Annotated in this window: 20 protein-coding genes and 1 pseudogene; 9 read left to right on the top strand and 12 right to left on the bottom strand. The window is 62.4% G+C overall.

Going from position 1 to position 23,083, the window contains the following annotated elements:
- Nucleotides 1-18: 18 nt before the first annotated feature.
- Nucleotides 19-513 (bottom strand): hypothetical protein, encoded by a 495-nt coding sequence (locus QN219_RS20495; protein WP_284001719.1) that lies wholly within the window; start codon nucleotides 511-513, stop codon nucleotides 19-21.
- A 108-nt stretch (nucleotides 514-621) separates the two neighbouring features.
- A complete protein-coding gene (locus QN219_RS20490; RefSeq protein ID WP_284001718.1) occupies nucleotides 622-1,509 on the bottom strand; it encodes a DMT family transporter in 888 nt (295 codons plus the stop codon).
- 480 nt (nucleotides 1,510-1,989) lie between these two features.
- Here QN219_RS20490 and QN219_RS20485 point away from each other — a divergent pair, with 480 nt between their 5' ends.
- The 3 genes from QN219_RS20485 (at nucleotide 1,990) to dnaJ (ending at nucleotide 7,820) form a co-directional block, all read left to right on the top strand.
- Complete coding sequence (locus tag QN219_RS20485) at nucleotides 1,990-4,227, top strand: transglycosylase domain-containing protein (protein ID WP_284001717.1); 2,238 nt, start codon at nucleotides 1,990-1,992, stop codon at nucleotides 4,225-4,227.
- 260 nt (nucleotides 4,228-4,487) lie between these two features.
- Nucleotides 4,488-6,410 carry a molecular chaperone DnaK gene (gene dnaK / locus QN219_RS20480; RefSeq protein WP_284001716.1) on the top strand — a complete coding sequence of 641 codons (1,923 nt, stop codon included), beginning with the start codon at nucleotides 4,488-4,490 and terminating at the stop codon, nucleotides 6,408-6,410.
- 267 nt (nucleotides 6,411-6,677) lie between these two features.
- Nucleotides 6,678-7,820 (top strand): molecular chaperone DnaJ, encoded by a 1,143-nt coding sequence (gene dnaJ / locus QN219_RS20475; RefSeq protein ID WP_284001714.1) that lies wholly within the window; start codon nucleotides 6,678-6,680, stop codon nucleotides 7,818-7,820.
- 225 nt (nucleotides 7,821-8,045) lie between these two features.
- On the opposite strand, the gene QN219_RS20470 is transcribed toward dnaJ, so the two are convergent.
- Both QN219_RS20470 and QN219_RS20465 read right to left on the bottom strand, forming a co-directional pair.
- Entirely contained in the window at nucleotides 8,046-9,050 is a 1,005-nt protein-coding gene (locus tag QN219_RS20470; protein WP_284001713.1) for an anion permease, read from the bottom strand.
- Nucleotides 9,050-9,694, bottom strand: coding sequence for a DUF47 domain-containing protein (locus QN219_RS20465; RefSeq protein ID WP_284001712.1), 645 nt, complete (start codon nucleotides 9,692-9,694; stop codon nucleotides 9,050-9,052). The genes QN219_RS20470 and QN219_RS20465 overlap by 1 nt, the downstream gene beginning before the upstream one ends.
- 368 nt (nucleotides 9,695-10,062) lie before the next feature.
- Between QN219_RS20465 and recF the strand changes: the two genes are divergently transcribed.
- The 3 genes from recF (at nucleotide 10,063) to QN219_RS20450 (ending at nucleotide 12,533) form a co-directional block, all read left to right on the top strand.
- Nucleotides 10,063-11,199 carry a DNA replication/repair protein RecF gene (gene recF / locus QN219_RS20460; protein WP_289624208.1) on the top strand — a complete coding sequence of 379 codons (1,137 nt, stop codon included), beginning with the start codon at nucleotides 10,063-10,065 and terminating at the stop codon, nucleotides 11,197-11,199.
- Between the two features lie 94 nt (nucleotides 11,200-11,293).
- Nucleotides 11,294-12,058: a molybdopterin-synthase adenylyltransferase MoeB gene (locus QN219_RS20455; RefSeq protein ID WP_284001711.1), complete on the top strand. Its 765-nt coding sequence runs from the start codon at nucleotides 11,294-11,296 to the stop codon at nucleotides 12,056-12,058.
- Nucleotides 12,059-12,065: 7 nt separating this feature from the next.
- Nucleotides 12,066-12,533, top strand: a complete 468-nt coding sequence (locus QN219_RS20450; RefSeq protein WP_284001710.1) for a GNAT family N-acetyltransferase — start codon at nucleotides 12,066-12,068, stop codon at nucleotides 12,531-12,533.
- A 56-nt stretch (nucleotides 12,534-12,589) separates the two neighbouring features.
- Here the strand turns inward: QN219_RS20450 and QN219_RS20445 are convergent, their stop codons facing one another.
- Complete coding sequence (locus QN219_RS20445) at nucleotides 12,590-13,594, bottom strand: D-glycerate dehydrogenase (protein ID WP_280660579.1); 1,005 nt, start codon at nucleotides 13,592-13,594, stop codon at nucleotides 12,590-12,592.
- Nucleotides 13,595-13,820: 226 nt separating this feature from the next.
- Here QN219_RS20445 and QN219_RS20440 point away from each other — a divergent pair, with 226 nt between their 5' ends.
- Nucleotides 13,821-14,330 (top strand): SH3 domain-containing protein, encoded by a 510-nt coding sequence (locus QN219_RS20440; RefSeq protein WP_284001843.1) that lies wholly within the window; start codon nucleotides 13,821-13,823, stop codon nucleotides 14,328-14,330.
- 75 nt (nucleotides 14,331-14,405) lie between these two features.
- On the opposite strand, the pseudogene QN219_RS20435 reads toward QN219_RS20440, so the two are convergent.
- The 3 genes and pseudogenes from QN219_RS20435 to nth all read right to left on the bottom strand — a co-directional run bounded on the left by QN219_RS20435 (nucleotide 14,406) and on the right by nth (nucleotide 16,933).
- Nucleotides 14,406-14,926, bottom strand: a pseudogene (locus QN219_RS20435) (AAA family ATPase).
- A 50-nt stretch (nucleotides 14,927-14,976) separates the two neighbouring features.
- Nucleotides 14,977-15,969: an adenosine kinase gene (locus QN219_RS20430; protein ID WP_284001709.1), complete on the bottom strand. Its 993-nt coding sequence runs from the start codon at nucleotides 15,967-15,969 to the stop codon at nucleotides 14,977-14,979.
- A gap of 187 nt (nucleotides 15,970-16,156) precedes the next feature.
- Nucleotides 16,157-16,933, bottom strand: a complete 777-nt coding sequence (gene nth, locus QN219_RS20425) for an endonuclease III (RefSeq protein ID WP_284001708.1) — start codon at nucleotides 16,931-16,933, stop codon at nucleotides 16,157-16,159.
- 22 nt (nucleotides 16,934-16,955) lie between these two features.
- Between nth and QN219_RS20420 the strand changes: the two genes are divergently transcribed.
- On the top strand, nucleotides 16,956-17,453 hold the full coding sequence (locus QN219_RS20420) for a DUF2244 domain-containing protein (RefSeq protein WP_284001706.1): 498 nt from the start codon (nucleotides 16,956-16,958) through the stop codon (nucleotides 17,451-17,453).
- Nucleotides 17,454-17,585: 132 nt separating this feature from the next.
- Entirely contained in the window at nucleotides 17,586-18,458 is an 873-nt protein-coding gene (locus QN219_RS20415) for a bifunctional helix-turn-helix domain-containing protein/methylated-DNA--[protein]-cysteine S-methyltransferase (RefSeq protein ID WP_284001705.1), read from the top strand.
- Between the two features lie 48 nt (nucleotides 18,459-18,506).
- On the opposite strand, the gene QN219_RS20410 is transcribed toward QN219_RS20415, so the two are convergent.
- The 4 genes from QN219_RS20410 to QN219_RS20395 form a co-directional block, all read right to left on the bottom strand.
- Nucleotides 18,507-19,142, bottom strand: coding sequence for a 2,3-bisphosphoglycerate-dependent phosphoglycerate mutase (locus tag QN219_RS20410; RefSeq protein WP_284001703.1), 636 nt, complete (start codon nucleotides 19,140-19,142; stop codon nucleotides 18,507-18,509).
- A gap of 27 nt (nucleotides 19,143-19,169) precedes the next feature.
- The gene (dapB, locus tag QN219_RS20405; protein WP_284001701.1) at nucleotides 19,170-19,988 is read right to left on the bottom strand and encodes a 4-hydroxy-tetrahydrodipicolinate reductase; all 819 of its coding nucleotides are present in this window, start codon (nucleotides 19,986-19,988) and stop codon (nucleotides 19,170-19,172) included.
- 20 nt (nucleotides 19,989-20,008) lie between these two features.
- Nucleotides 20,009-21,814 (bottom strand): ABC transporter ATP-binding protein, encoded by a 1,806-nt coding sequence (locus QN219_RS20400; protein ID WP_284001699.1) that lies wholly within the window; start codon nucleotides 21,812-21,814, stop codon nucleotides 20,009-20,011.
- Between the two features lie 225 nt (nucleotides 21,815-22,039).
- Nucleotides 22,040-23,059: a glucokinase gene (locus QN219_RS20395; RefSeq protein WP_284001697.1), complete on the bottom strand. Its 1,020-nt coding sequence runs from the start codon at nucleotides 23,057-23,059 to the stop codon at nucleotides 22,040-22,042.
- Between the last annotated feature and the right edge of the window lie 24 nt (nucleotides 23,060-23,083).

Raw genomic sequence — 23,083 nt, 5'->3', positions numbered from 1 at the left:
GCTTTCGGGCGACATGCATTAGGGCACGTCGCAAACGGCGGGTATCGCCTGCTCGATCGGTCCTTCCACCTCCTTGAGGCGGGCCGCCTCGATCTGATAGGGCGTGAAGGGCGGCGCCTGCTGCGCCGGATTGATGATGCGGGCAACATAGCAACCTGCAAACAAGCGAGTTTTTGTCGGCCGCTCGATAGATTTGACCGCAACGGGAATGGCGGCGTAGACGCTGCCGGCAGCACCCTCGGTCGTCACCTTTCCAATCCTGACCTCGACCGAAATCGTGTTCGCATAGCCGCGCGAGAAATCCGCGAAACCGCCGACAGGCTGTGTCTCGGCGAAATAACCATAGGCGCGGGCATATTCCTTCCGGTTGATCGCATTGTAGAGCGAACGCACAAGTGCGGCGCCGTCGGACCGATCGTCGACATAAGCGGCGACCACTTCTTCCGCCGAGACTTCGGTCTTCGCCACCGCAAGGGCTGCAAGCGCGAGCGCTGCCGTCAAACAAACCTTCATCGCCTTCTCCCTTTCACCGGACGCCTATTCAAAGCCCGGCAAGTGGCAGCCAGAAGGCAAGGGAAGAGTTCACCTGATCGCGAAAGGCGATTTGAAGCCGATACGGGATCACTGCGGCGGCAGGCCGGCCTTGCGCCTTGCAACCACGTGCTCGCGCCAGACGGTAAAGATGCCGGCCGCGACAACAAGGATCGAGCCGAGGATCATATTTGTCGTCAGCGTCTCACCGAAGATGGTGACGCCCATAATCGAAGCGAAGACGAGTTGCAGATAAGTGAGCGGCTGGACGGCGACGGCATCGAGCATGTCATAGGCACGAATCAGGAAATAGTGGCTGGAGGTCCCGGTGATGCAGAGCAGCAGCATCCAGACCCAATCGGTCGGCGCCAGCGCCGTCCAGAAGAACGGGCCGACGAGGCTGATCGCAACGGCGCCGATCATGCCGGTATAGAAGAAGCTTGTCATCGCCGAATCGGCGCGGCTGACCAGTCGGGTCGTGATAATGTAGATCGCAAACATCAGCGCCGCCGAGAGCGGCAGCAGAAAGCTCGTGTCGAAGGTGCCCCGCTGTGGCTTCAGGATCAGAAGCACGCCGACAAGCCCTGCCGAAATCGCAGCCCAGCGCCGCCAGCCGACGCGCTCGCCAAGAAGCGGCATGGACAGGAGCGCAACGAAGAGCGGGGTAGCCGCCAGAATCGCCTGCGAATGCGCCAGGCCGACGACGGTGAAGGCTGTGATCACGACCACGATCTGCGCTGGTAGCAGCACGCCGCGAAGCACCTGCAGCGCCGGCTTCTTCGTCACGATCGTGGCCTTCAGCCCGCCTTGCGCCCGCGCCGCCAGGGCGACGGCAAAGGCGGCGAAGGCCCAATAGCGGATCATGGACACGAAGACCGGCGGATAGAGGGTGCCAAGATGTTTGGAGATGCCGTCCTGGATCGCGAAAATGACGATCGCAGCAAGCGCGAAGACGTAGCCGTTTGCCCTGGATTTCATGAGCAACCTGATATACCGGCGCCGGGATTAAGGGAACATGCAGCAGGCGGATACAAAAAGACCCCGAGCCGGGAGGAGGTGGCTCGGGGTCCTTGAATTCGATCGGTTCCTGGGAGGAGGAGTGAAACCGATCCGCATCGGGCGCCGCGGGAGGAGGTGCAGCGCTTCGATGAGTTCAAGATAAATCATTTAGTCTGATTTAATACCGCTAATGCTGCAATGCAGCAATGCGTTGGACGCAGGGCGAGATGGCAACGCGGGGCTGAAATCTGTCGCGGCAGAATCTGCGCTTTCCGGAAATCGAGACGACCGTCCCTGTTGTTCAGCAGCTCTTAACTCCCCCTTAAATTGCCGCATTTAGAGTCCAACGCATCGGCACGTGCGGGCAGATTGGCTCGAACCGCATGACAGGAATTGCGCCGCCGGGAATCGCTTCTGAGCGATGACGGATCGGACCTCAAAGGGATAGTTCCTTCCGGCATGGCAGCACGCGGCAAATCAGGACAACGGATCGAACCTTCCTTCGACGGCGACAGCGATGACGACGAGTTGCGTATCGAGGCGAGCGATCGCGTGAGCGGCAGCGCCCGTCGGCCCGCCCGCGGCAAGTCCGAAGCCGGCAAGCGAAAGACCCGCGGCAAACGCGGCGGCCGGGGCCGCTCCAAGTCCAGCGGCGGCGGCTTTTTCGGCCTTGTCCGCAGGCTCGCCTACTGGTGCGTCGTGCTCGGCATTTGGGGCGCAATCGGAGTCGGCGGTCTCGTGCTCTATTACGGCGCGCGGATGCCGAGCGCGACGAGCTGGTCGATCCCCGACCGGCCGCCGAACGTGAAACTCCTTTCGGTCAACGGCGACATCATCGCCAACCGCGGCGCGACGGGCGGCGAGGCGCTCTCGCTCGAAACCATGTCCCCCTACATTCCGCAGGCGGTGATCGCCATCGAGGATCGCCGGTTCTATTCGCATTTCGGCGTCGATCCGTTGGGCCTTGCCCGCGCCATGCTGACCAATCTGATGAGCGGCCGCATGGTCCAGGGTGGCTCGACATTGACGCAGCAGCTCGCCAAGAACCTGTTCCTCTCGCCCGAGCGCACACTGGAACGCAAGGTCCAGGAAGTGCTGCTCGCCTTCTGGCTGGAGCAGAAATACTCCAAGGACCAGATCCTCGCGATGTATCTCAACCGCGTGTTCTTCGGTTCCAACGCCTATGGCGTCGAGGCGGCGTCGCGGCGCTACTTCAACAAGTCGGCCCGCGACGTCAATCTCGGCGAGGCGGCGCTGCTCGCTGGGCTCCTGAAGGCGCCTTCGCGGCTGTCGCCGGCGCGCGACCCGGAAGCGGCGGAGGAACGTGCGCAGCTTGTGCTCGGCGCGATGCGCGAAGAAGGCTTCGTCACCGATGCCGAAATCAAGACGGCGATGTCGCAGACGCCCACCAAGGCCAAGAGTTTCTGGTCCGGCGCCGAACACTACGTCGCCGACATGATCATGGACCAGCTCCCCGGGATGATCGGCGAAATCAGCCAGGATCTGGTGATCGACACGACGATCGATCTCACGCTCGAGAAGAAGGCCGAGGAAGCGATCGCCGCGGCGCTCGATGCAGACGGCGGCAAGCTCAACGCCTCTCAAGCCGCCCTCGTGTCGATCGACGGCACCGGCGCGATCCGGGCGCTGGTCGGCGGCCGCGATTATGCCGAAAGCCAGTTCGACCGCGCCTCCAAGGCCAAACGCCAGCCGGGCTCCGCCTTCAAACCCTTCGTTTACGCGGCAGCCCTCGAAATCGGCCGCACGCCGATGTCCGTCCGAAATGACGCGCCGGTCAGGATCGGGAACTGGACACCGGAAAACTACGACCAGAAATATCGCGGCGAGGTGACGCTTACCGACGCGCTTGCCAATTCGCTGAATACGATCGCGGCCCAGCTCGTCATGGAAGTCGGCCCGCAGAATGTGGTCAAGCTCGCGCATCGGCTCGGGATCGATTCGGAGATGCAGGCAAACGCCTCGATCGCTCTCGGAACGTCGGAAGTCAGCCTCGTCGAACTCACCTCCTCCTACGCACCCTTCATGAATGGCGGCTTCAAGGCGACCCCGCACGTCATCCGCCGCATCTCCACCGCCGATGGTACCGTGCTTTATGAAAATACCTACGATAATCCCCCGCGGGTGCTCGACCCGGCGATCGTCAGCGAAATGAACCAGATGATGGTGCGGGTGCTGACGAACGGAACCGGCAAGAAGGCGCGCCTGAAAGGCTGGGAGGCGGCCGGAAAAACCGGCACGACGCAATCCTTCCGCGACGCGCTCTTCGTCGGCTACACATCCAATCTGACGACCGGCGTCTGGTTCGGCAACGACGACGGCAAGTCGATGAAGAAGGTGACCGGAGGCGGGCTTCCCGCCAAGGCCTGGCATGATTTCATGGCCGCGGCCCACGAGGGCCTCTCACCTTCGCCGCTGTTCGGGACCACCGGCGTCCAACCGGTCTTCGACGACGGTGGCGCTGTCGCAGGCGGCGGCGCAGTTCCGGACGGTTTCCCAAGCGGGAATCCCAATGCCTTCCCAGAACGCCCGGCAAGCGTGGACGGCACGGCGGCCATCGATGAGGTGCGGCCGGTCAACGAACAGAATGCCGGCGGCCCCATCCCGCCCGCAGGCGTCGGCGAGACGACCGGAGCGACCCGCCGGACGACGCTTTTCGACTTGCTGACGGGCGGTTGAGCCGTGGCGCCACCGCGCCTTACGACCGGATTCGCCGACGGCGCTGAGGCCCCGTGCCAATATCGCTTCAACGCACCAGCAAGAGCACTTGCTTTTGCCCCTGATCCCCCCGCAGAATGCCTTGCAGTCCGAAACGCCGGTCCTTATATACGCCGCATCGACGCAGCTGCGGCTGCGATGAAATCTAAGACCATCCCGTTAGGGGCTGTCCTACGAATGCCTGACCGGGTTCCGACAGTCCGCTGCAAGGAGAGAACGACATGGCTAAAGTTATTGGTATTGACCTGGGAACGACCAACTCCTGCGTCGCTGTCATGGACGGCAAGGACGCGAAGGTGATCGAAAACGCCGAGGGCGCGCGCACGACTCCCTCGATGGTGGCATTCACCGACGACGGCGAACGTCTCGTCGGCCAGCCGGCCAAGCGCCAGGCCGTCACCAATCCGGAAAACACTCTTTTTGCAATCAAGCGCCTGATCGGCCGTACCTTCCAGGATCCGACCACCCAGAAGGACAAGGGGATGGTCCCCTACAAGATCACCAAGGCGGACAATGGCGACGCCTGGGTCGAAGCGCACGGCAAAGGCTACTCGCCGTCGCAGATCTCGGCCATGATCCTTCAGAAGATGAAGGAAACCGCCGAATCCTATCTCGGTGAGAAGGTCGAAAAGGCCGTCATTACCGTTCCGGCCTACTTCAACGACGCCCAGCGCCAGGCCACCAAGGACGCCGGCAAGATCGCCGGCCTCGAAGTGCTGCGCATCATCAACGAGCCGACCGCGGCCGCGCTCGCCTATGGTCTCGACAAGAAGGAAGGCAAGACGATCGCCGTCTACGACCTTGGCGGCGGCACCTTCGATATCTCGGTGCTCGAAATCGGCGACGGCGTCTTCGAGGTGAAGTCGACCAACGGCGACACCTTCCTCGGCGGTGAAGACTTCGACATGCGTCTCGTCGAATACCTCGCCGGCGAGTTCAAGAAGGAACAGGGCATCGACCTCAAGAACGACAAGCTTGCGCTGCAGCGCCTCAAGGAAGCTGCCGAAAAGGCCAAGATCGAACTGTCGTCCTCGCAGCAGACCGAAATCAACCTGCCGTTCATCACGGCCGATGCATCCGGTCCGAAGCACCTGACGATGAAGCTGTCGCGCGCCAAGTTCGAAAGCCTTGTCGATGATCTGGTCCAGAAGACGATCGCACCGTGCAAGGCCGCGCTGAAGGATGCCGGCGTTTCGGCGGCGGAGATCGACGAAGTCGTTCTCGTCGGCGGCATGACTCGCATGCCGAAGGTTCAGGAAACCGTCAAGCAGCTGTTCGGCAAGGAGCCGCACAAGGGCGTCAATCCGGATGAGGTGGTCGCCATGGGTGCTGCCATCCAGGCCGGCGTTCTGCAGGGCGACGTCAAGGACGTGCTGCTCCTCGACGTGACGCCGCTGTCACTCGGCATCGAGACGCTTGGCGGCGTCTTCACCCGCCTGATCGAACGCAACACGACGATCCCGACCAAGAAGTCGCAGACCTTCTCGACGGCTGATGACAACCAGTCCGCCGTGACGATCCGCGTTTCGCAGGGCGAGCGTGAAATGGCCGCCGACAACAAGCTGCTCGGCCAGTTCGACCTCGTCGGTATCCCGCCGGCACCGCGCGGCGTACCGCAGATCGAAGTCACCTTCGACATCGACGCCAACGGCATCGTGCAGGTATCGGCCAAGGACAAGGGCACCGGCAAGGAGCACCAGATCCGCATCCAGGCGTCCGGTGGTCTCTCCGATGCCGACATCGAGAAGATGGTCAAGGACGCCGAAGCCAATGCCGAGACCGACAAGAAGCGCCGCGAGTCGGTCGAAGCCAGGAACCAGGCGGAGAGCCTGATCCATTCTTCGGAGAAGTCGCTGAAGGAATACGGCGACAAGGTTTCGGAAACCGACCGCAAGGCGATCAGCGACGCGATCGCAGCCTTGAAGGCGGCAACCGAAGTCTCCGAGCCGGACGCCGAGGACATCAAGGCCAAGACCAACACGCTCATGGAAGTTTCCATGAAGCTCGGTCAGGCGATCTACGAGGCACAGCAGGCTGAGGCCGCCCATGCGGATGCCGCAGCCGACGCAGCCCGCGACGACGACGTCGTTGACGCCGACTTCGAAGAAGTCAAGGACGAGGACGGCCGCAAGCGGTCGGCATAACGTCTCTTTCGAACCTTACATTTGAGGAGCCCGGGAGCGATCCCGGGCTTTTTTGTTGCCCGCACGGCCGCCTACCCCCAGTCGACGGATGCGGACGACCACGCAACGGCCCGGATGCGCGCCATTTTTCGACAAAAAACCACGCCTAGCCCGAGTTGGCTATGGTATCACGCTTCAAGGTTTACTAAATCCTGTGGCAAGATAATCAGGCAGCAGCCGCCGGAACCCCGCGCTGGCACGCCTTGTCAACGGGACAATCTTTGAAGCATGAAACGTGATCTTTACGAAACGCTTGGTGTTGCGAGAAATGCCGATGAGAAGGAGCTGAAAAGCGCCTTCCGCAAACTGGCGATGAAATATCATCCGGACAAGAACCCGGGCGACACGGAAGCGGAAAAGACCTTCAAAGATATCAACGAAGCTTATGAAACGCTGAAGGACCCGCAGAAGCGCGCGGCCTACGACCGCTACGGTCACGCTGCTTTCGAGCAGGGCGGTATGGGCGCCGGTTTCGGCAACGGTTTCGCGGGCGGCGGCGCCGGCGGCTTCTCGGACATTTTCGAGGACATCTTCGGCGAGATGATGGGCGGTGGCCGCCAGCGACGCTCCTCCGGCGGGCGTGAGCGCGGAGCGGATCTTCGCTATAACATGGAAATCTCGCTCGAGGAGGCCTATTCCGGCAAGACCGCGCAGATCCGGGTGCCGACATCGATCACCTGCGACGTCTGTAGCGGCAGCGGCGCCAAGCCGGGCACGAGCCCGAAGACCTGCGCGACCTGTCAGGGCTCGGGCCGCGTGCGGGCGGCGCAGGGCTTCTTCTCCATCGAGCGGACCTGCCCGACCTGCGGCGGCCGCGGCCAGACGATCACCGATCCCTGCACCAAATGCCACGGTCAGGGCCGGGTCATGGAGGAGCGCACGCTTTCCGTCAACATTCCGGCCGGTATCGAGGACGGGACGCGCATCCGCCTTTCCGGCGAGGGTGAAGCGGGCCTCCGAGGCGGCCCCGCGGGCGACCTCTACATTTTTCTCTCGGTCAAACCGCACGAATTCTACCAGCGCGACGGCGCCGACCTCTATTGCAGCGTGCCGATCTCGATGACGACCGCGGCGCTCGGCGGCAAATTCGACGTGGCGACGCTCGATGGCACCAAGTCCAGGGTGACCGTGCCGGAAGGCACGCAGGCCGGCAAGCAGTTCCGTCTCAAGGGCAAGGGCATGCCGGTGCTGCGCTCTAACCAGAGCGGCGACCTTTACATCCAGATCCAGATCGAGACGCCGCAGAAGCTCACCAAGCGTCAGCGCGAACTGTTGCAGGAATTCGAGCAGATCTCGTCCAAGGAGAACAATCCGGAATCGACAGGCTTCTTCGCCCGGATGAAGGATTTCTTCGACACTCTCAGCGACTGATGCCGGTTCCAATGCGGCGGAATATCAAGCACCGCCGTCCAGGACCGGAGACACTTGGGGCGTTTCTTTGAGACTACGCTATTCCGGATGGGAAACTGTTATACGTTCCTGAATTATCTTAGATCACGATGATTTTAGGTCGAATCGACCTAAAATCATAAACGCTTCTAATAAGCTAGAGCGGGATGCGAGCGAAAAACCGCTCACACTTTTCCTCATCCCGCTCTAGCCGATCAAGTCGACTACGAAGTAGCTAAGAGCGGCGATCAGGGCAGCCGCCGGCATGGTGATCACCCAGGCGATGACGATGTTGCCGGCCAGCCCCCAGCGCACGGCCGAGACACGTCGTGCCGACCCGACACCGATGATGGCGCCGGTGATCGTATGTGTGGTCGAGACCGGTATCCCGAGCCAGGTGGCGCCGAACAGCGTGATGGCACCGCCCGTCTCGGCACAGAAGCCCTGCATCGGGTTGAGCTTGGTGATCTTCGATCCCATGGTGTGGACGATCCTCCAGCCGCCGAACAGCGTGCCGAGCGCGATGGCTGCCTGGCAGGTAATGACCACCCAGAAAGGCACGTGGAACTCCGGCCCGAGATAGCCTTGTGAAAAGAGCAGAACGGCGATGATACCCATGGTCTTCTGCGCGTCGTTGCCGCCGTGCCCGAGCGAATAGAGCGAGGCGGAGACGAACTGCAGCACCCGGAAGGTGCTGTCAACAGCGAACGGCGTCTGGCGCACGAAGAGCCAGGACACGATTAGGACGAGAAGCAGCGCCAGGAAGAAACCGATGGCGGGCGACATGACGATCGCCCCCGCCGTCTTCAGGAGTCCGTGCCAGACGATCGCGCTGAAGCCGGTCTTGGCGAGCCCTGCGCCGACAAGGCCGCCGACGAGTGCGTGGGACGAACTTGAAGGAATCCCGAAAAGCCAGGTGACGATGTTCCAGACGATCGCGCCCATCAGCGCCGCGAAGATCACCTGCGGCGTGACGATGCCCGGATCGATAATGCCGGTCCCGAGCGTTTCGGCCACATGCAGCCCGAAGAACAGGAAAGCGATGAAGTTGAAGAAGGCGGCCCAGAAGACCGCATATTGCGGTCTCAAGACGCGGGTCGAGACGATCGTCGCGATCGAGTTGGCCGCGTCGTGCAATCCGTTGAGGAAGTCGAAGAACAGGGCGACGGCGATGAGCCCCACGAGCAGCGGGAAGGCGAGCGTCGCATCCATCAGACGTTCTCGATCACGATGCCGCTGATTTCGTTTGCCACGTCCTCGAAGCGATCGACGACTTTCTCCAGTTCGCCGTAGATTTCGCTGCCGATGATGTAGGCCATGGGATTGGTGGCGCCGTGACGCTGAAACAGATCCTTGAGCCCTTGGTCGTGCAACTCGTCCGAACGCCCTTCGACACGGGTCACTTCCTCGGCAATGGTGCTGAGGCGGTGAGCGTTCACGCCGATCCGATTAAGCAAGGGTATGGCCTCGGCAACGAGGTGGGCCGCCTGCACAACTGCGGCACCCATTTCCTGCATGCCGGGATCGAAGCTTTTCTGCTCGTAAAGCCGGATCGTCTTCACCGTCTTGTGCATCATGTCGATCGCATCATCCATCGATTGGATGAGATCCTTGATGTCCCCACGGTCGAAGGGCGTGATGAAACTGCGGCGCACCGCGAGCAGGACTTCGCGGGTGATCTCGTCAGCCTCGTGCTCGAGCGCGACGATACGATCGCAATGGCGATCGATGTCCGGTCCCCCGGCAAGCAAAGCATTCAGAGCTTCCGCCGCTCCCATGACTGTGCGCGAATGCTGCGCAAAAAGATCGAAGAATCGATCTTCGCGAGGAAGAAGCTTGCGAAACAGGCCGAGCATTACAGATCCATCCAACTGGTGATTGTCACAAAGCTGTCATATTGCACCTGCGCACTTGGGGAAAGTTCTCAGGCCGACGAAAACTGAGGCTTCCCCACAAAGGATTCTGGCGCAAAGGGCCACCCTGAGGCGGAATCGCCCCTCACCCTGGCCCTCTCCCAGCCCGCGGGAGAGGCGACCGAGCGCTTGCGACGAGTCCCTTCTCCCCGTTATGACGGGTATGAAGGGCGTGGCAGCGGGATGAGGGGCAAAGAGAGGCTTTCTGTTAAGTCCGACGGCAAAGCGGCCCCGGCCCGAAACCACCCATTTCGCCTTGCCTTGGTCCCGCTTTCGTCCTACCTGACAGCAACGTCGAATCCGGACCCGAGATGCCGCACAAGGTCTTCCTCACTCGCCTGAAACTGACCGACTTTCGCAATTACGTGACGCTGGCGCTCGACCTCGACGCTCGCCACGTGGTGCTGACAGGCGAGAATGGCGCAGGCAAGACGAACCTTATGGAAGCGGTTTCGTTTCTCTCTCCCGGTCGAGGGCTGCGTCGTGCAGCCTATGCCGAGGTTGCGCGCGTCGGGGCAGCCGACGGCTTCTCGGTCTTTGCGGCGGTTGACGGCATGGAGGGGCCGGTAGAGATCGGCACAGGCACGGCCGGCACCGACGAAGGCCAATCGCGTCGCCTGCGGCTCAACGGGACGCCGGCCAAGACCGTGGACGAATTGACCGACCATCTGCGCGTGCTTTGGCTGACCCCGGCAATGGATGGCCTCTTCACCGGCCCTTCCGCCGATCGCCGGCGGTTTCTCGACCGGCTGGTGCTCTCGCTCGACCCTGAGCACGGGCGGCGCGCCAGCGAGTTCGAGCGCGCGATGCGAAGCCGCAACCGGCTGCTGACCGAATTTCGGCCGGACCCCGCCTGGCTTTCGGCAATCGAGCGCGAAATGGCCGGGCTTGGCGTGTCCATGGCACTGGCGCGGCTTGAGATGCTGGGTTTGCTGACGGCTCTTGTCGAACGAAGCCAGAGCGATGGCACTTTCCCGTCAGCGACGCTGTCGCTCTCGGGCTTTCTTGACGACCTTCAAGGCCTGCCGGCCTACGATCTCGAAGAGCGATACCTGGCGATGCTGCTGGAAGGCCGCAGCCGCGATGCCGCAGCAGGTCGCACGCTCGATGGTCCGCATCGCAGCGATCTCCTCATCCGTCACCTGGAGAAGAACATGGAGGCCGAGCGGTGCTCGACCGGTGAACAGAAGGCGTTGCTGGTCGGCCTTGTGCTCGCCCACGCCCGGCTTGTCGGCGACATGACCGGCCACGCGCCCGTGCTGCTACTGGACGAAATCGCTGCCCATCTCGACGAGGCGCGGCGCGCGGCGCTCTTCGATTTGGTCGACGGCCTCGGCGGTCAGGCCTTCATGACCGGAACCGACCGGACCATGTTCACGGCGCTCGGTGAACGCGGTCGCTTCCTGACCGTTGCCAACGGGCAGGTTTCCGGGTGCGATTCGTTTTAGAGCGGACGAATTAGCGGCCTCCCTGCAGCTCAACGTCCTGGGACGGATCGCGCAGCAATTCAAAATCATCGTGCTCTATGGAAAGGGGCTCCGAATGACGATCGACGCAAAGCTCGACACCGCGGAAATCGCCCGCTACGCGCGCCATATCGTCCTGCCGGAAGTGGGCGGCGCAGGGCAGCAGAAGCTAAAGGCCGCGCGGGTGCTCGTCATCGGTGCAGGCGGCCTCGGCGCGCCGGTGCTCCAATATCTCGCCGCCGCCGGCGTGGGAACACTTGGCGTCATCGACGACGACGTCGTCTCCCTGTCCAACCTGCAGCGACAGGTCATTCACGCAACCGCCGACATCGGCCGGCCCAAGGTCGAAAGCGCCATCCTGGCGATCAATGCGCTGAACCCGCATGTGACGGCGGCGATGCACCACACACGGCTCGAAGTACGAAATGCCGAGGAGATATTCCGCCAATACCATCTCGTCATCGACGGCTCGGATAATTTCGATACGCGCTACCTCGCGGCGGACACGGCAGAAGCGGTGCAGGTCCCGCTCATCACCGGCGCCGTCGGCCGCTTCGACGGGTCCGTCACCGTGCTGAAGCCCTACGAAACCGACAGCGACGGCCATCCGAACCCGTCCTATCGCGACCTCTTTCCCGCCCCTCCCCCACCGGGCGTGGTTCCCTCCTGCGCCGAGGCCGGCGTGCTGGGAGCGCTGACCGGCGTCATCGGCACGCTGCAGGCGATGGAAGCGATCAAGCTCATCACCGGCATCGGCGAGCCGCTCGTCGGCCGGCTGCTGCTCTACGATGCGCTCGCGGCGCAATTCAGCACGATTCGCTATCGTCGTGGCGCGGCTTGAGGCCACCATGAAGGTGATCCGCATCGACGGTCGCTTCGATCGCTTTGAAGAATTGCTGGCGCTGATTCTCGCGTCCTTCGCCTACATGGACGGACGGATCGATCCACCTTCTTCTGCGCATGCGCTGACGCCGGAAACGCTCCGTCGAAAGGCGGAAGACGAGATTGCCTTTGTTGCCCTCGCCGAGCGCGGTCTCGTCGGCTGTGTGTTCTGCAAGCCTGAGCCGGATTGTCTCTATATCGGCAAGCTCGCCGTCGCGCCCGCGTCACAGCGCAAGGGCGTGGGGCGGCTGCTTCTCGCCTCCGCCGAAGAAACTGCGCGCGACCTGAAACTTCCCGCCCTGCGGCTGCAGACGCGCATCCAGCTTTCCGAGAACCACGCCACGTTCTCGGCCTGGGATTTCGTCGAGACCGGCCGTTCGGCCCATCCCGGCTTCACCCGCCCGACGTCAATCGAAATGCGGAAACGCCTGTAGCATTGGAACGATGCAAATCCGGACGGAAACCGCTACACACTTTTCCTGGATTTGCTCTAATCCCGCCCCGGCAGCACACGGTCCGGCGGGCGATGGCCGTCGAAGAAGGTGCGGATGTTGATCACCACCTTTTCACCCATGTCGATACGGCCTTCGAGGGTCGCGGAGCTCATATGCGGCAGGAGCACCACCTTGCCTTCGCCGGCGAGCTTGACGAGCTTGGGGCTGACCGCCGGCTCGTTTTCGAAAACGTCGAGTCCGGCCCCGGCGATCTTGCCTTCCCTGATGCATTTGATCAGCGCGGTCTCGTCGATGATGCCGCCGCGCGCGGTATTGACGATGTAGCTGTCCGGCCGCATCAGCGCCAGCCGGCGCGCCGACAGCAAATGGAACGTCGCGGGCGTCGAGGGGCAGTTCACGGAGACGATGTCGACGCGCGCGAGCATCTGGTCGAGGCTGTCCCAATAGGTCGCCTCGAGCATCTCCTCGGTTTCGGGCTTGACCCGGTGACGGTTGTGATAATGGATCGAAAGTCCGAACGCCTTGGCACGGCGGGCGACGGCGGTTCCGATCCGCCCCATGCCGACGATGCCGATGCGTTTGCCGGCGATACGCCGACCAAGCATCCACGTCGGCGACCAGCCAGCCCACTCGCCCTTGCGGTCGGTCAGGATCTGCGCACCCTCGGCAAGCCGCCGCGGCACCGCGAGGATGAGCGCCATCGTCATGTCGGCCGTATCTTCGGTAAGCACGTTCGGCGTGTTGGTGACGGTAATGCCCCTCCGAGCGGCCGCGTCGACGTCGATATTGTCGACACCATTCGAGAAGGCGGCAATCAACCTCAACTGTGGTCCTGCCTGCTCGATCAGCGCCGCGTCGATCCGGTCCGTCACCGTCGGCACCAGCACATCGACGCGCTTGACCGCGGCAACCAGCTCCGGCTGGGTGCGCGGCGTGTCGTCGACATTCAGCTCTGCGTCGAAGAGTTCGCGCATGCGGGTTTCGACGACATCCGGCAATTTCCGGGTGATGTAGACCGTTGGCTTCTTCTTGCTTGTCATTGCTATGCGCGGCCCTCGTTCACGGGTCCTTAACCAAGTTGGGTGATAGTTTCTCCCTGTAGTCGCAATTTCTACCAGACCCGGTGGGGAAGACAATTGAAAGTCACTGCCTAGCACCGGATTTGCACCCCGAGCTGACGGGCCAGATCGAAGTGCGCCTGCAAGGCTTCGCTGCTATCGAAAAATGAGCTTCGTCATGCGTCATCTCGTTTCCAGGTTCTCGACCATGTTGGTAGCCGCCTGCATCGGGACGGCCGTGATGACCTGCGGCGCCTTTGCACAGGCGGCGAAGGGTGCGAGCGGCCTGCCGCTGCCGCGCTTCGTCAGCCTGAAGGCGAAGAGCGTCAACTTACGAATCGGACCAAGCCTCGACTACGCAGTGGCCTTCCGCTACCTCAAATCAGGCGTGCCGGTGGAAATCATCCAGGAATATGACAACTGGCGCCGCATCCGCGATGCGGACGGGACGGAGGGCTGGGTGAACCAGGCGCTTCTTTCCGGCGACCGGACCGCACTTGCCGCCCCGTGGATGCGCGGCAAGGGCGAAGGCATCTTCGTCAACCTCCGGCGCGATCCTCAAAGCACGGCCTCGATCGTCGCCCGGATGGAACCGGGCGTGGTCCTGCAGATCGGCGAATGCAATGGCGAATGGTGCCACGCCGAGACGCAAGGCGTCGAAGGCTGGATCGCTCAAAGCGAGATCTGGGGGGCCTATCCGGGCGAAGCGTTCAAGTAAGTCGCTCCTGGCTGGCAACGGCTGTTAGCTCGTCGGCTAAAGCGTGCGCACAAAAAGGGCCGGGCGTGCCGAAAGTCATAGCTTGGATGACTTTCGGCCAGACTCGAGCTTCGAAATCAAATCGGCAACGAGTTCATCCACGCCCTTCGTCGCGGTGTCGATAACGAGCGGACGCGGCCCCCAATCTTCGTAGACTCGATCGGTAATCTCTTTCCACGTGGGTTTCGATAGCCCCTCTACATCAGTCACCCGGGTCTCTACCCGCCGGCGATGTTCCGCCTTGTCCGAGCAGATGACCTCCACCTCGACGGCTGGTGTCGCCGTTCGTCTGCTACCGACAGCCAAGCGTCTCTGGTTACGCGTAGGCAATTGACGGAATCCGCGATGACCGTGTTTCCGAGGGTGAGATTGTCCTCAGCCACCCCGTAAGCAGCCATATATCCTGCCGGTCCAACGTCCGAGCTTGGGGCACCCGAAGCCCGAACGCTCTGCTCGATCGTATCAACGCGCACATGCACTGCGTGCAGCAGCTTCGCTAAGGCACGAGCAATTGTCGTTTTCCCGGTTCCCGGCAAGCCACCCAAAATAATGAGCATGAACAGACGCTTTCAACGATCGTGAAAACCGCACTCTTGACCGACAGGTATCAGATGAGGCCCGCTTCCTTGGCGGCTGTGGCAAGCGATATCATCGGGCGCGGACCGATCTGGCCGATCACGATACCGGCGGCGAGATTACCGAGCTTGCTGCAGACTTCCAGCGAGCGCCCCGACGTGTAGCCGTGAAGGAACCCGGCCGCATAGAGATCGCCAGCACCGGTCGTGTCGACGACCTGCTCGATGGCGTTCGCCCTGACGCGCACGCGCTCGTCGCCACGAACGACGACAGAGCCCTCTTCGCTGAGCGTCACGGCCGCGAGCTTGCAGTCTTTCGCGAGCGCGTTGAGCGCAGCATCGAAATCCTCGGTCTCGTAGAGCGCCAGCGCTTCCTGCCTGTTGGCAAAGACGATGTCGACGGTGCCGGAGCGCATCAGGTCGAGGAACTCGCCGCGATAGCGATGGACACAGAAACTGTCCGAGAGCGTCATCGCCATTTCACGGCCGTTTGCGTGGGCGATGCGAGCTGCCTCGCGAATCGCATCCTTGGCGCGCGGCGGGTCCCACAGATAGCCCTCGAAGTAGGTGACCTTAGATTGCGCGACGACATCCTCCTCGACATCTTCGGGGCCGAGCTCGACGCAGGCGCCGAGATAGGTGTTCATCGACCGCTCGCCGTCTTCCGTCACGAAGATCATCGAACGGGCGGTCGGCGGCAGGCTTTCGAGCGGCTTGGTCTCGAAATAGACGCCTTGCGCCCGGATATCATGTGTGAATATCTCGCCGAGCTGATCATTGGCGATCTTGCCGAAATAGGCCGCCCGCCCGCCAAGGCTCGCGACACCGGCCGCCGTATTGCCGGCACTGCCGCCCGAGGCTTCAACCGCCGGGCCCATCCGCGAATAGAGCAGTTCGGCCCGATCCGCATCGATGAGGTTCATCGCGCCCTTGATGATACCGTTGTCCGCGAGAAAGCTGTCATCGCAGCGCGCAATGATATCGACGATCGCGTTGCCGATCGTCAGCACATCGTATTTTGTCATGAACTCCGCCCGGTTTCCTGAAATGACCGGTCTCCGTTAATACCGGTTTTCCGACCATTTGGAAGTGACAAGGCGAAAAAGACGCGATCACCTCGGCATAGATCCGGTCTGGATCCTCGACCTCGGAGTTCGGAAGCAGCGCTGAAATCGACGTCGCTCAGCCGACGGCGCATTAACCGGCGACGTATCAACCGGCGACCGGCACGACCTGCGGCGGCAGTTCGACCAAAGGGGCAGGGATATCGCTGCTCTTCTCCGGAGACTTGCAGAGATCGGCAATGACGCAACGTTCGCATTCCGGCCGGCGTGCCTTGCAAACGTATCGGCCGTGGAGGATCAGCCAATGATGGGCGTGGTATAGATAGTCCTCCGGGATGACGCTGAGGAGATGCGCTTCCACTTCATCCGGCGTCCTGCCCGGAGCCAATAGAATACGATTGGCGATCCGGAAGATGTGGGTATCGACCGCAATCGTCGGCTTGCCGAAAGCCATCGAAAGCACGACATTGGCGGTCTTGCGGCCGACGCCTGGAAGGGTCATCAGTTCTTCGCGCGTGCGCGGCACTTCGCCGCCGAAATCGGTGATCAGTTTTTCCGAGAGCGCTATGACGTTTTTGGCCTTGTTGCGGTATAGCCCGATCGTCTTGATATAGTCCCGCAGCTTTTCCTCGCCGAGCGCCAGCATCCTTTGCGGTGTATCGGCGACGGCAAAGAGCGCGCGTGTCGCCTTGTTGACGCCGGCGTCCGTCGCCTGGGCCGAAAGCGCGACCGCCACAACGAGCGTGAACGGATTGACGTGTTCGAGCTCGCCCCTCGGCTCCGGGCGCTGCACCGAGAAGCGGCGGAAGATCTCCACGACCTCGGCGGCGCTGTAGGCGCCGCGTTGCCGCCCCCTGGCCCGGCCGGCTGTCGCTGCGTTCAATTTCGGCGATTGTTTCGGCGATTTCAGCTTCACGTTTTTCATGCTGCATCTATAGTCATTGGTCATGACTGAAGGCAACGCCGAGACCTCCATCAATGACTTGCCGATCTTCGCGGCCGAGCTTACGCCGCACCGTTCGCTCGGGCTCAAGGGGTTCACGATCCTCCTGATGATCGCAGGCGCAATGAGCCTCCTGCATATATTCGTGTTTCTGGTCATCGGCGCATGGCCGATCGTCTTCTTTTTCGGCCTCGACTTCGTGCTGCTCGTCGGTGCCTTCTGGCTCAACTATCGTTCCGCGCGCGCTCGGGAGGAAGTCAGCGTCTCGCGTACCGACGTATCGGTCAGGAAGTTTGCGCCATCGGGGAGAATGACCGAGCATCGCTTCAATCCCTTCTGGACACGGTTCAGCATCAAGCGGCACCAGGAGATCGGCATCGTTTCGATGTGGATCATCGGCGGTGGCCGCCAGACCGATATCGGCTCCTTCCTCAACCGCGACGACCGCGAGACCTTCGCACTGGCCTTTGCCCGCGCACTCGCAACCGTCCGCCGGCGATAACGTTTGAAACGACGCAATTCCGGACGGAAAACCGCTGTACACTTTTCCTGGAATTGCTCTGCGCGACGCTCACAAGAATCGGGTGGTTATCTGCCCGCCACATGATTACCTGTAGCCTGACAGGAGATGATCATGAACGTTGTTACATCCATTCCCACCGACATCACTCCCGATGGCACCGACTACGACACGGTCAGCCGCGTGATCGAGATGCTGACGGAGGATTACCGCGATCAGCCGTCGCTTGAAACGCTCGCCCGCCGCCTCGGCCAATCGCCGACGCAATTGCAGAAGACCTTCACCCGCTGGGCGGGGCTTTCGCCCAAGGCCTTTCTCCAGGCGGTGACGCTCGATCATGCCAAGCGGTTGCTGCGGCAGGAGGACATGCCGTTGCTGGAGACCAGCATCGAAGTGGGTCTGTCCGGTCCCAGCCGCCTGCACGACCTCTTCGTCACGCATGAGGCGATGTCACCCGGCGAATGGAAGGCTCGCGGCGACGGGCTTACCATCCGTTACGGCTTCCATCCCTCTCCCTTCGGAACCGCACTCGTCATGGTCACCGAGCGCGGGCTTGCCGGGCTTGCCTTTGCCGATCCCGACGAGGAGCGCTCGAGTTTCGACGACATGGCGCGCCGGTGGCCGAAGGCTATCTATGTCGAGGACAGTGCGGCGACGGCGCGCTATGCGGCCCGCATCTTCGATCCGGAGCGCTGGTGCGCGGAGGAACCGCTGCGAATCTTTCTGATCGGTTCCGATTTCCAGATCCGGGTGTGGCAGGCGCTGTTGAACATCCCGCTCGGAAAGGCGACCACCTATTCGAAGATCGCCGACGAGATCGGCCAGCCGACCGCGTCGCGCGCCGTCGGCGCTGCCGTCGGACGCAACCCGATTTCCTTCGTCGTGCCCTGCCACCGCGCGCTGGGCAAGAGCGGCGATCTCACCGGCTACCATTGGGGCCTGACGCGCAAGCGCGCAATCCTCGGCTGGGAAGCGGGCAAGGCCTGAAACAAAAAGGGACGCCGCGGCGTCCCTTTTTACCGATGTGAAGGCGCCTCAATGCGCCCCAGACATGTCGCCCAGCACTTCCTTCGAAGCGACAGTGGAATCCGCCTTCAGCTTGTAGACCATCGGCACACCCGTCGCGAGGTTGAGCTTGAGGATCTGTTCCTTGGTCAACTTGTCGAGCACCATGACGAGCGAGCGCAGCGAGTTGCCGTGCGCGGCGATCAGCACCTTCTGGCCCGAAAGCACGCGCGGCAGAATGTCGGTGAGATAATAGGGCCAGACACGCGCGCCGGTGTCGCGCAGGCTCTCGCCGCCCGGCGGCGGGACGTCGTAGGAACGACGCCAGATGTGCACTTGCTCCTCTCCCCACTTGGCGCGCGCATCGTCCTTGTTGAGGCCGGAAAGATCGCCGTAGTCGCGTTCATTCAGTGCCTGGTCGCGAATGGTTTCAAGCGAGGACTGCCCGACGGCGTCGAGAACGAACTGGCACGTGCGCTGGGCACGGATAAGGGAAGAGGTGAAGGCGATGTCGAACTTGATGTCATACTCGGCGAGCGCCTTGCCACCCGCTTTTGCTTCCTCGACGCCGAGTTCGGTCAGGTCCGGGTCACGCCAACCGGTGAACAGGTTCTTCAGGTTCCAATCGCTCTGGCCATGCCGAACGAGAACGAGGGTGCCGCTCATTTCATTTCCTCTTGAAAGATTTGAGTATCAGTTGAGCCCGAGGACATCGAGCATGGAATAGAAGCCGGGCTTCTGGTTGCGACCCCAAAGGGCGGCCGTGACCGCGCCGCGCGCGAAGATCGAGCGATCCGTGGCGCTGTGGGACAGGGTGACCTGCTCGCCCGCGCCCGCGAGAATGACGGAATGTTCGCCGACGACGGAGCCGCCGCGCAGCGTGGCAAAACCGATCGCCCCCTCCGGCCGCGCGCCCGTGTGGCCGTCCCTCACGCGCACCGAATGATCCGCGAGCTCGATACCGCGGCCCTTGGCCGCCGCCTCACCAAGCAGGAGCGCCGTGCCCGACGGGGCATCGACCTTGTGCTTGTGGTGCATTTCCAGAATTTCGATGTCCCAGTCCGCCGCCTTGAGCGCTCGCGCCGCCTGCTGCACCAGCACGCCGAGAAGATTGACGCCCAGGCTCATGTTGCCCGACTTGATGACGCGCGCATGCCGTGCGGCAGCGCGGATCTTTGCCTCGTCGTCCGCCGAGCAGCCGGTGGTGCCGATGACATGGACGATGCGCGCCTGTGCCGCGAGCCCCGCGAACTCGACCGACGCGGCCGGCGACGTGAAATCGAGAACGCCTTCCGCCTCGACGAAGGCCTCGAGCGGCTTGTCCGTGATGGCGACATCGATCGGTCCGAGCCCGGCGAGTTCGCCGGCATCGCGGCCAACGAACGGCGAACCCGGCCGCTCCACCGCCGCGTGCAGACGCACGCCGGCCATGTCATGAACGATCCGGATCAGTGTCTGCCCCATCCGGCCGGCCGCGCCGACCACTACGAGCTTCATATCCGTTTCGCTCATCGTCGAATTTCCCTTGGCTTCTATAGGATTGCGGCTTCGGCCGTCATGTCCGAGGCGCTGCCCTGGAGATTGTGCAGGCGAGCGTAGAGACCGTCCGGACGCTGTGCAAGCTCTTCGTGCGTGCCTTCCTCGACGACCGCGCCATCCTTCATGACGATGATCTTGTCGGCGTTGACGACGGTCGAAAGCCGGTGCGCGATGACGATGACCGTGCGGCCGCTCATCGCCCGGTCGAGCGCCTTCTGCACCGCGGCTTCAGATTCGGTGTCGAGCGCCGAAGTCGCTTCGTCGAGAAGAAGGATCGGCGCGTTGCGAACGAGTGCGCGGGCAATCGACAGGCGCTGGCGCTGACCGCCGGATAACGTGACACCATTCTCGCCGACCGGCGTGTCGTAGCCCTGCGGCTGCGCAAGGATGAAATCATGGGCATAGGCGAGCCGTGCCGCTTCCTCGATTTCCGCATCCGTGGCGTCCGGGCGGCCATAGCGGATATTGTCGCGGATCGAGCCCTCGAAGAGGTATGGTTGCTGCGAGACATAGGCAAGGCCATTGCGCAGCGACTGCTTGGTGACACCCGCAATGTCCTGCCCGTCGATCAGGATCTGTCCCGACTTCGGATCGTAGAACCGCGGGATAAGGCTGATGATCGTCGACTTGCCGGCACCCGACGGGCCGACCAGCGCCGTCGTCTTGCCGCCCTCGGCAAGGAAGCTGACCCCCTTCAGGATCTCGTCGCCGCTGGCATAGGCGAAACGCACGTCGCGCAGTTCGATCGTCGCTTCGCCGAATTTGATTTCGGTTGCATCGGGACGATCGCGCTGATGCGGAACCGTATCGAGGATCTCGTAGATCATGCGCGCGTTGACGGTCGCGCGCTCGAGCGACACCTGCAGGCGCGCCAGACGCCGCGCCGGGTCATAGGCCATTAACAGCGCTGTGACGAAGGCGAAGAACGCGCCCGGCGGGACATTGCCGTAGATCGTGCGGAAAGCCGAATAGGCAAGCACGGACGAGATCGCAAAACCGGCGAAGGTTTCCGTCATCGGCGCGGTTCGTTCGCTGAGACGTGCGATCCGGTTTGCCCGGTTCTCCGCCCGGTCGATGATCGATTCGACCTTGCGGCGCAGCTCGTTCTCCATCGTGAAGGCCTTGACGATGGAAATGCCCTGAATCGTTTCCTGCATGGCGCCGAGGACGCGGCTGTTGACCTCGACGGCCTCGCGCGTCGCCAGGCGCAGCCGCTTCGAGACATAACGCAGGCCGAGAAGCAGCGGCGGCGCGACGAAGAAGACGATCAGCGAGAGCAGCCAGTCCTTGCTGAACATGACGGCGACAAGCCCGACCAAGGTCAGAAAGTCGCGGGCGATCGACGTGACCGTCATATTGAGGACGTCGCGGATGCCACTGACATTCTGGCTGACTTTGGCGGCAAGCTGCGCCGAGCGCATGTCGTGGAAATAGCCGACGCTGAGTGCCATCAGATGCGCGTAAAGCCGGCGCTGGTAGCGGGCGACGATATTGTTGCCGATCTTCGAGAGCGCGACCGCCTGCCCGTAGGTCGCAAGACCCCGCAGAACGAAGGCCGCGAAGATCGCGGCGCAGATCCACAGCACGATATCGGCGCGCCTGTTGGCAAAGGCCTCGTTGATCACGGTTTCCATGATCCAGGCCGTAAAGCCCGTCGTCGCCGCCACGACCATCAGGCAGGCGATGGCAAAAGCATAGCCCCGGATATGGTCGCGGCCGTTTTCGGCAATGACGCGCCTCAGGATTCCGGTGATCGTATCGGAATCGACTGTGCGCTGTTTTCTATTCTTGGCGTCCAATAAGCCCGTCTTCCCTGAGCTCGCTCTAGATCACGATGATTTTAGGTCGAATCGACCTAAAATCATGAACGTGATCGATTCCAATAAGTTAGAGCGGGATTCGGGCGGAAAACCGCGCACACTTTTCCTCATCTCGCTCTAGTGTTCCGTGTACCGGCATCACCCGTCCGGGGCTCTATAGTGCTTTGATGCCGTTTTGGCGAGTCTTTGCGAACATCCGGCCGGTCAGCTTCTCCAGCGCCGTCCCTCCATTGCAACACCGAAGTCCCTCGGCGTGCGCGCGAAGGCGGCGAGACCGGAAAGTGCAGCCATCGGATGGACGACGGCGAAAGTCGGGATCGTTCGCATCAGTGCCGAATGCGGCGCCTTGTCCTCGAAGGCTGCACGAAACTCCGGCCGCATCAAAGCGGGCAATATCTTCTGCGAGATGCCGCCCGCCAGGAACACGCCGCCGCGCGCCATGAAGATCAGCGCCATGTCGCCGGCGACGCGGCCAAGATAGGCGCTGAAGAGCGATATGGTCTCGACCGCCGCCGGATCGGAGCCGGAAAGCGCGCTGGTCGTGACCGCCGCCTGGTCGGTGAGCAGCGGCTCCTCGCCATTGGCGGCACAGACCGCCCGATAAAGGTTCATGATGCCACGCCCGCACAAAATCTGCTCGCCAGCCATCCGGCCCTCGATCGGCTCCAGGAACGGCCAGATCCGGAAATCACGCTCGGTGCGCGGACCGATATCGACATGGCCGCCTTCGCCGGGCACGGGGATCCAGGTGTGCTGCGCGAAAACCAGGCCGGCGACGCCGAGCCCCGTTCCCGGACCAAGCACGACGCGCGACGTGGACGGGCGGATACTGCCGCCGCCGATCTGAACGAGATCCTCGTCGGCGGGTGTGGCGACCGCGAGCGCCTGTGCCTCGAAATCATTGATGATCAGAACGTCGTCGAGGCCAAGGCTCGTCAGCATATCCTTCGGCCGAATCACCCAACCGGCGTTCGTCAGCGGAATTTCGTCGCCCTTGATCGGCCCTGCGACAGCCAGTATCGCCGAGCGCGGCTGAAGGGACGTCTTGTCGAGGATGCTCTTCTGCATCGCCTCCTCGATCGTCGCGAAATCGCCCGTCTTGATCGGCGGCAGCTGCTTCGGTTCGGCATAGGTATCGACCAGCAGCGCGAAGCGGGCATTCGTTCCACCGATGTCGCCGATCAATATCGGAAAGGGAAAGCCGTGGTCACTCGCACTGAGCATCGCAAAATCCGTCCTGATCGCTTC

It is taken from the genome of Sinorhizobium sp. 8-89, from assembly GCF_030124325.1.
Classification (GTDB): domain Bacteria; phylum Pseudomonadota; class Alphaproteobacteria; order Rhizobiales; family Rhizobiaceae; genus Sinorhizobium.
This window is presented reverse-complemented; position numbering and strand designations above follow the sequence as displayed.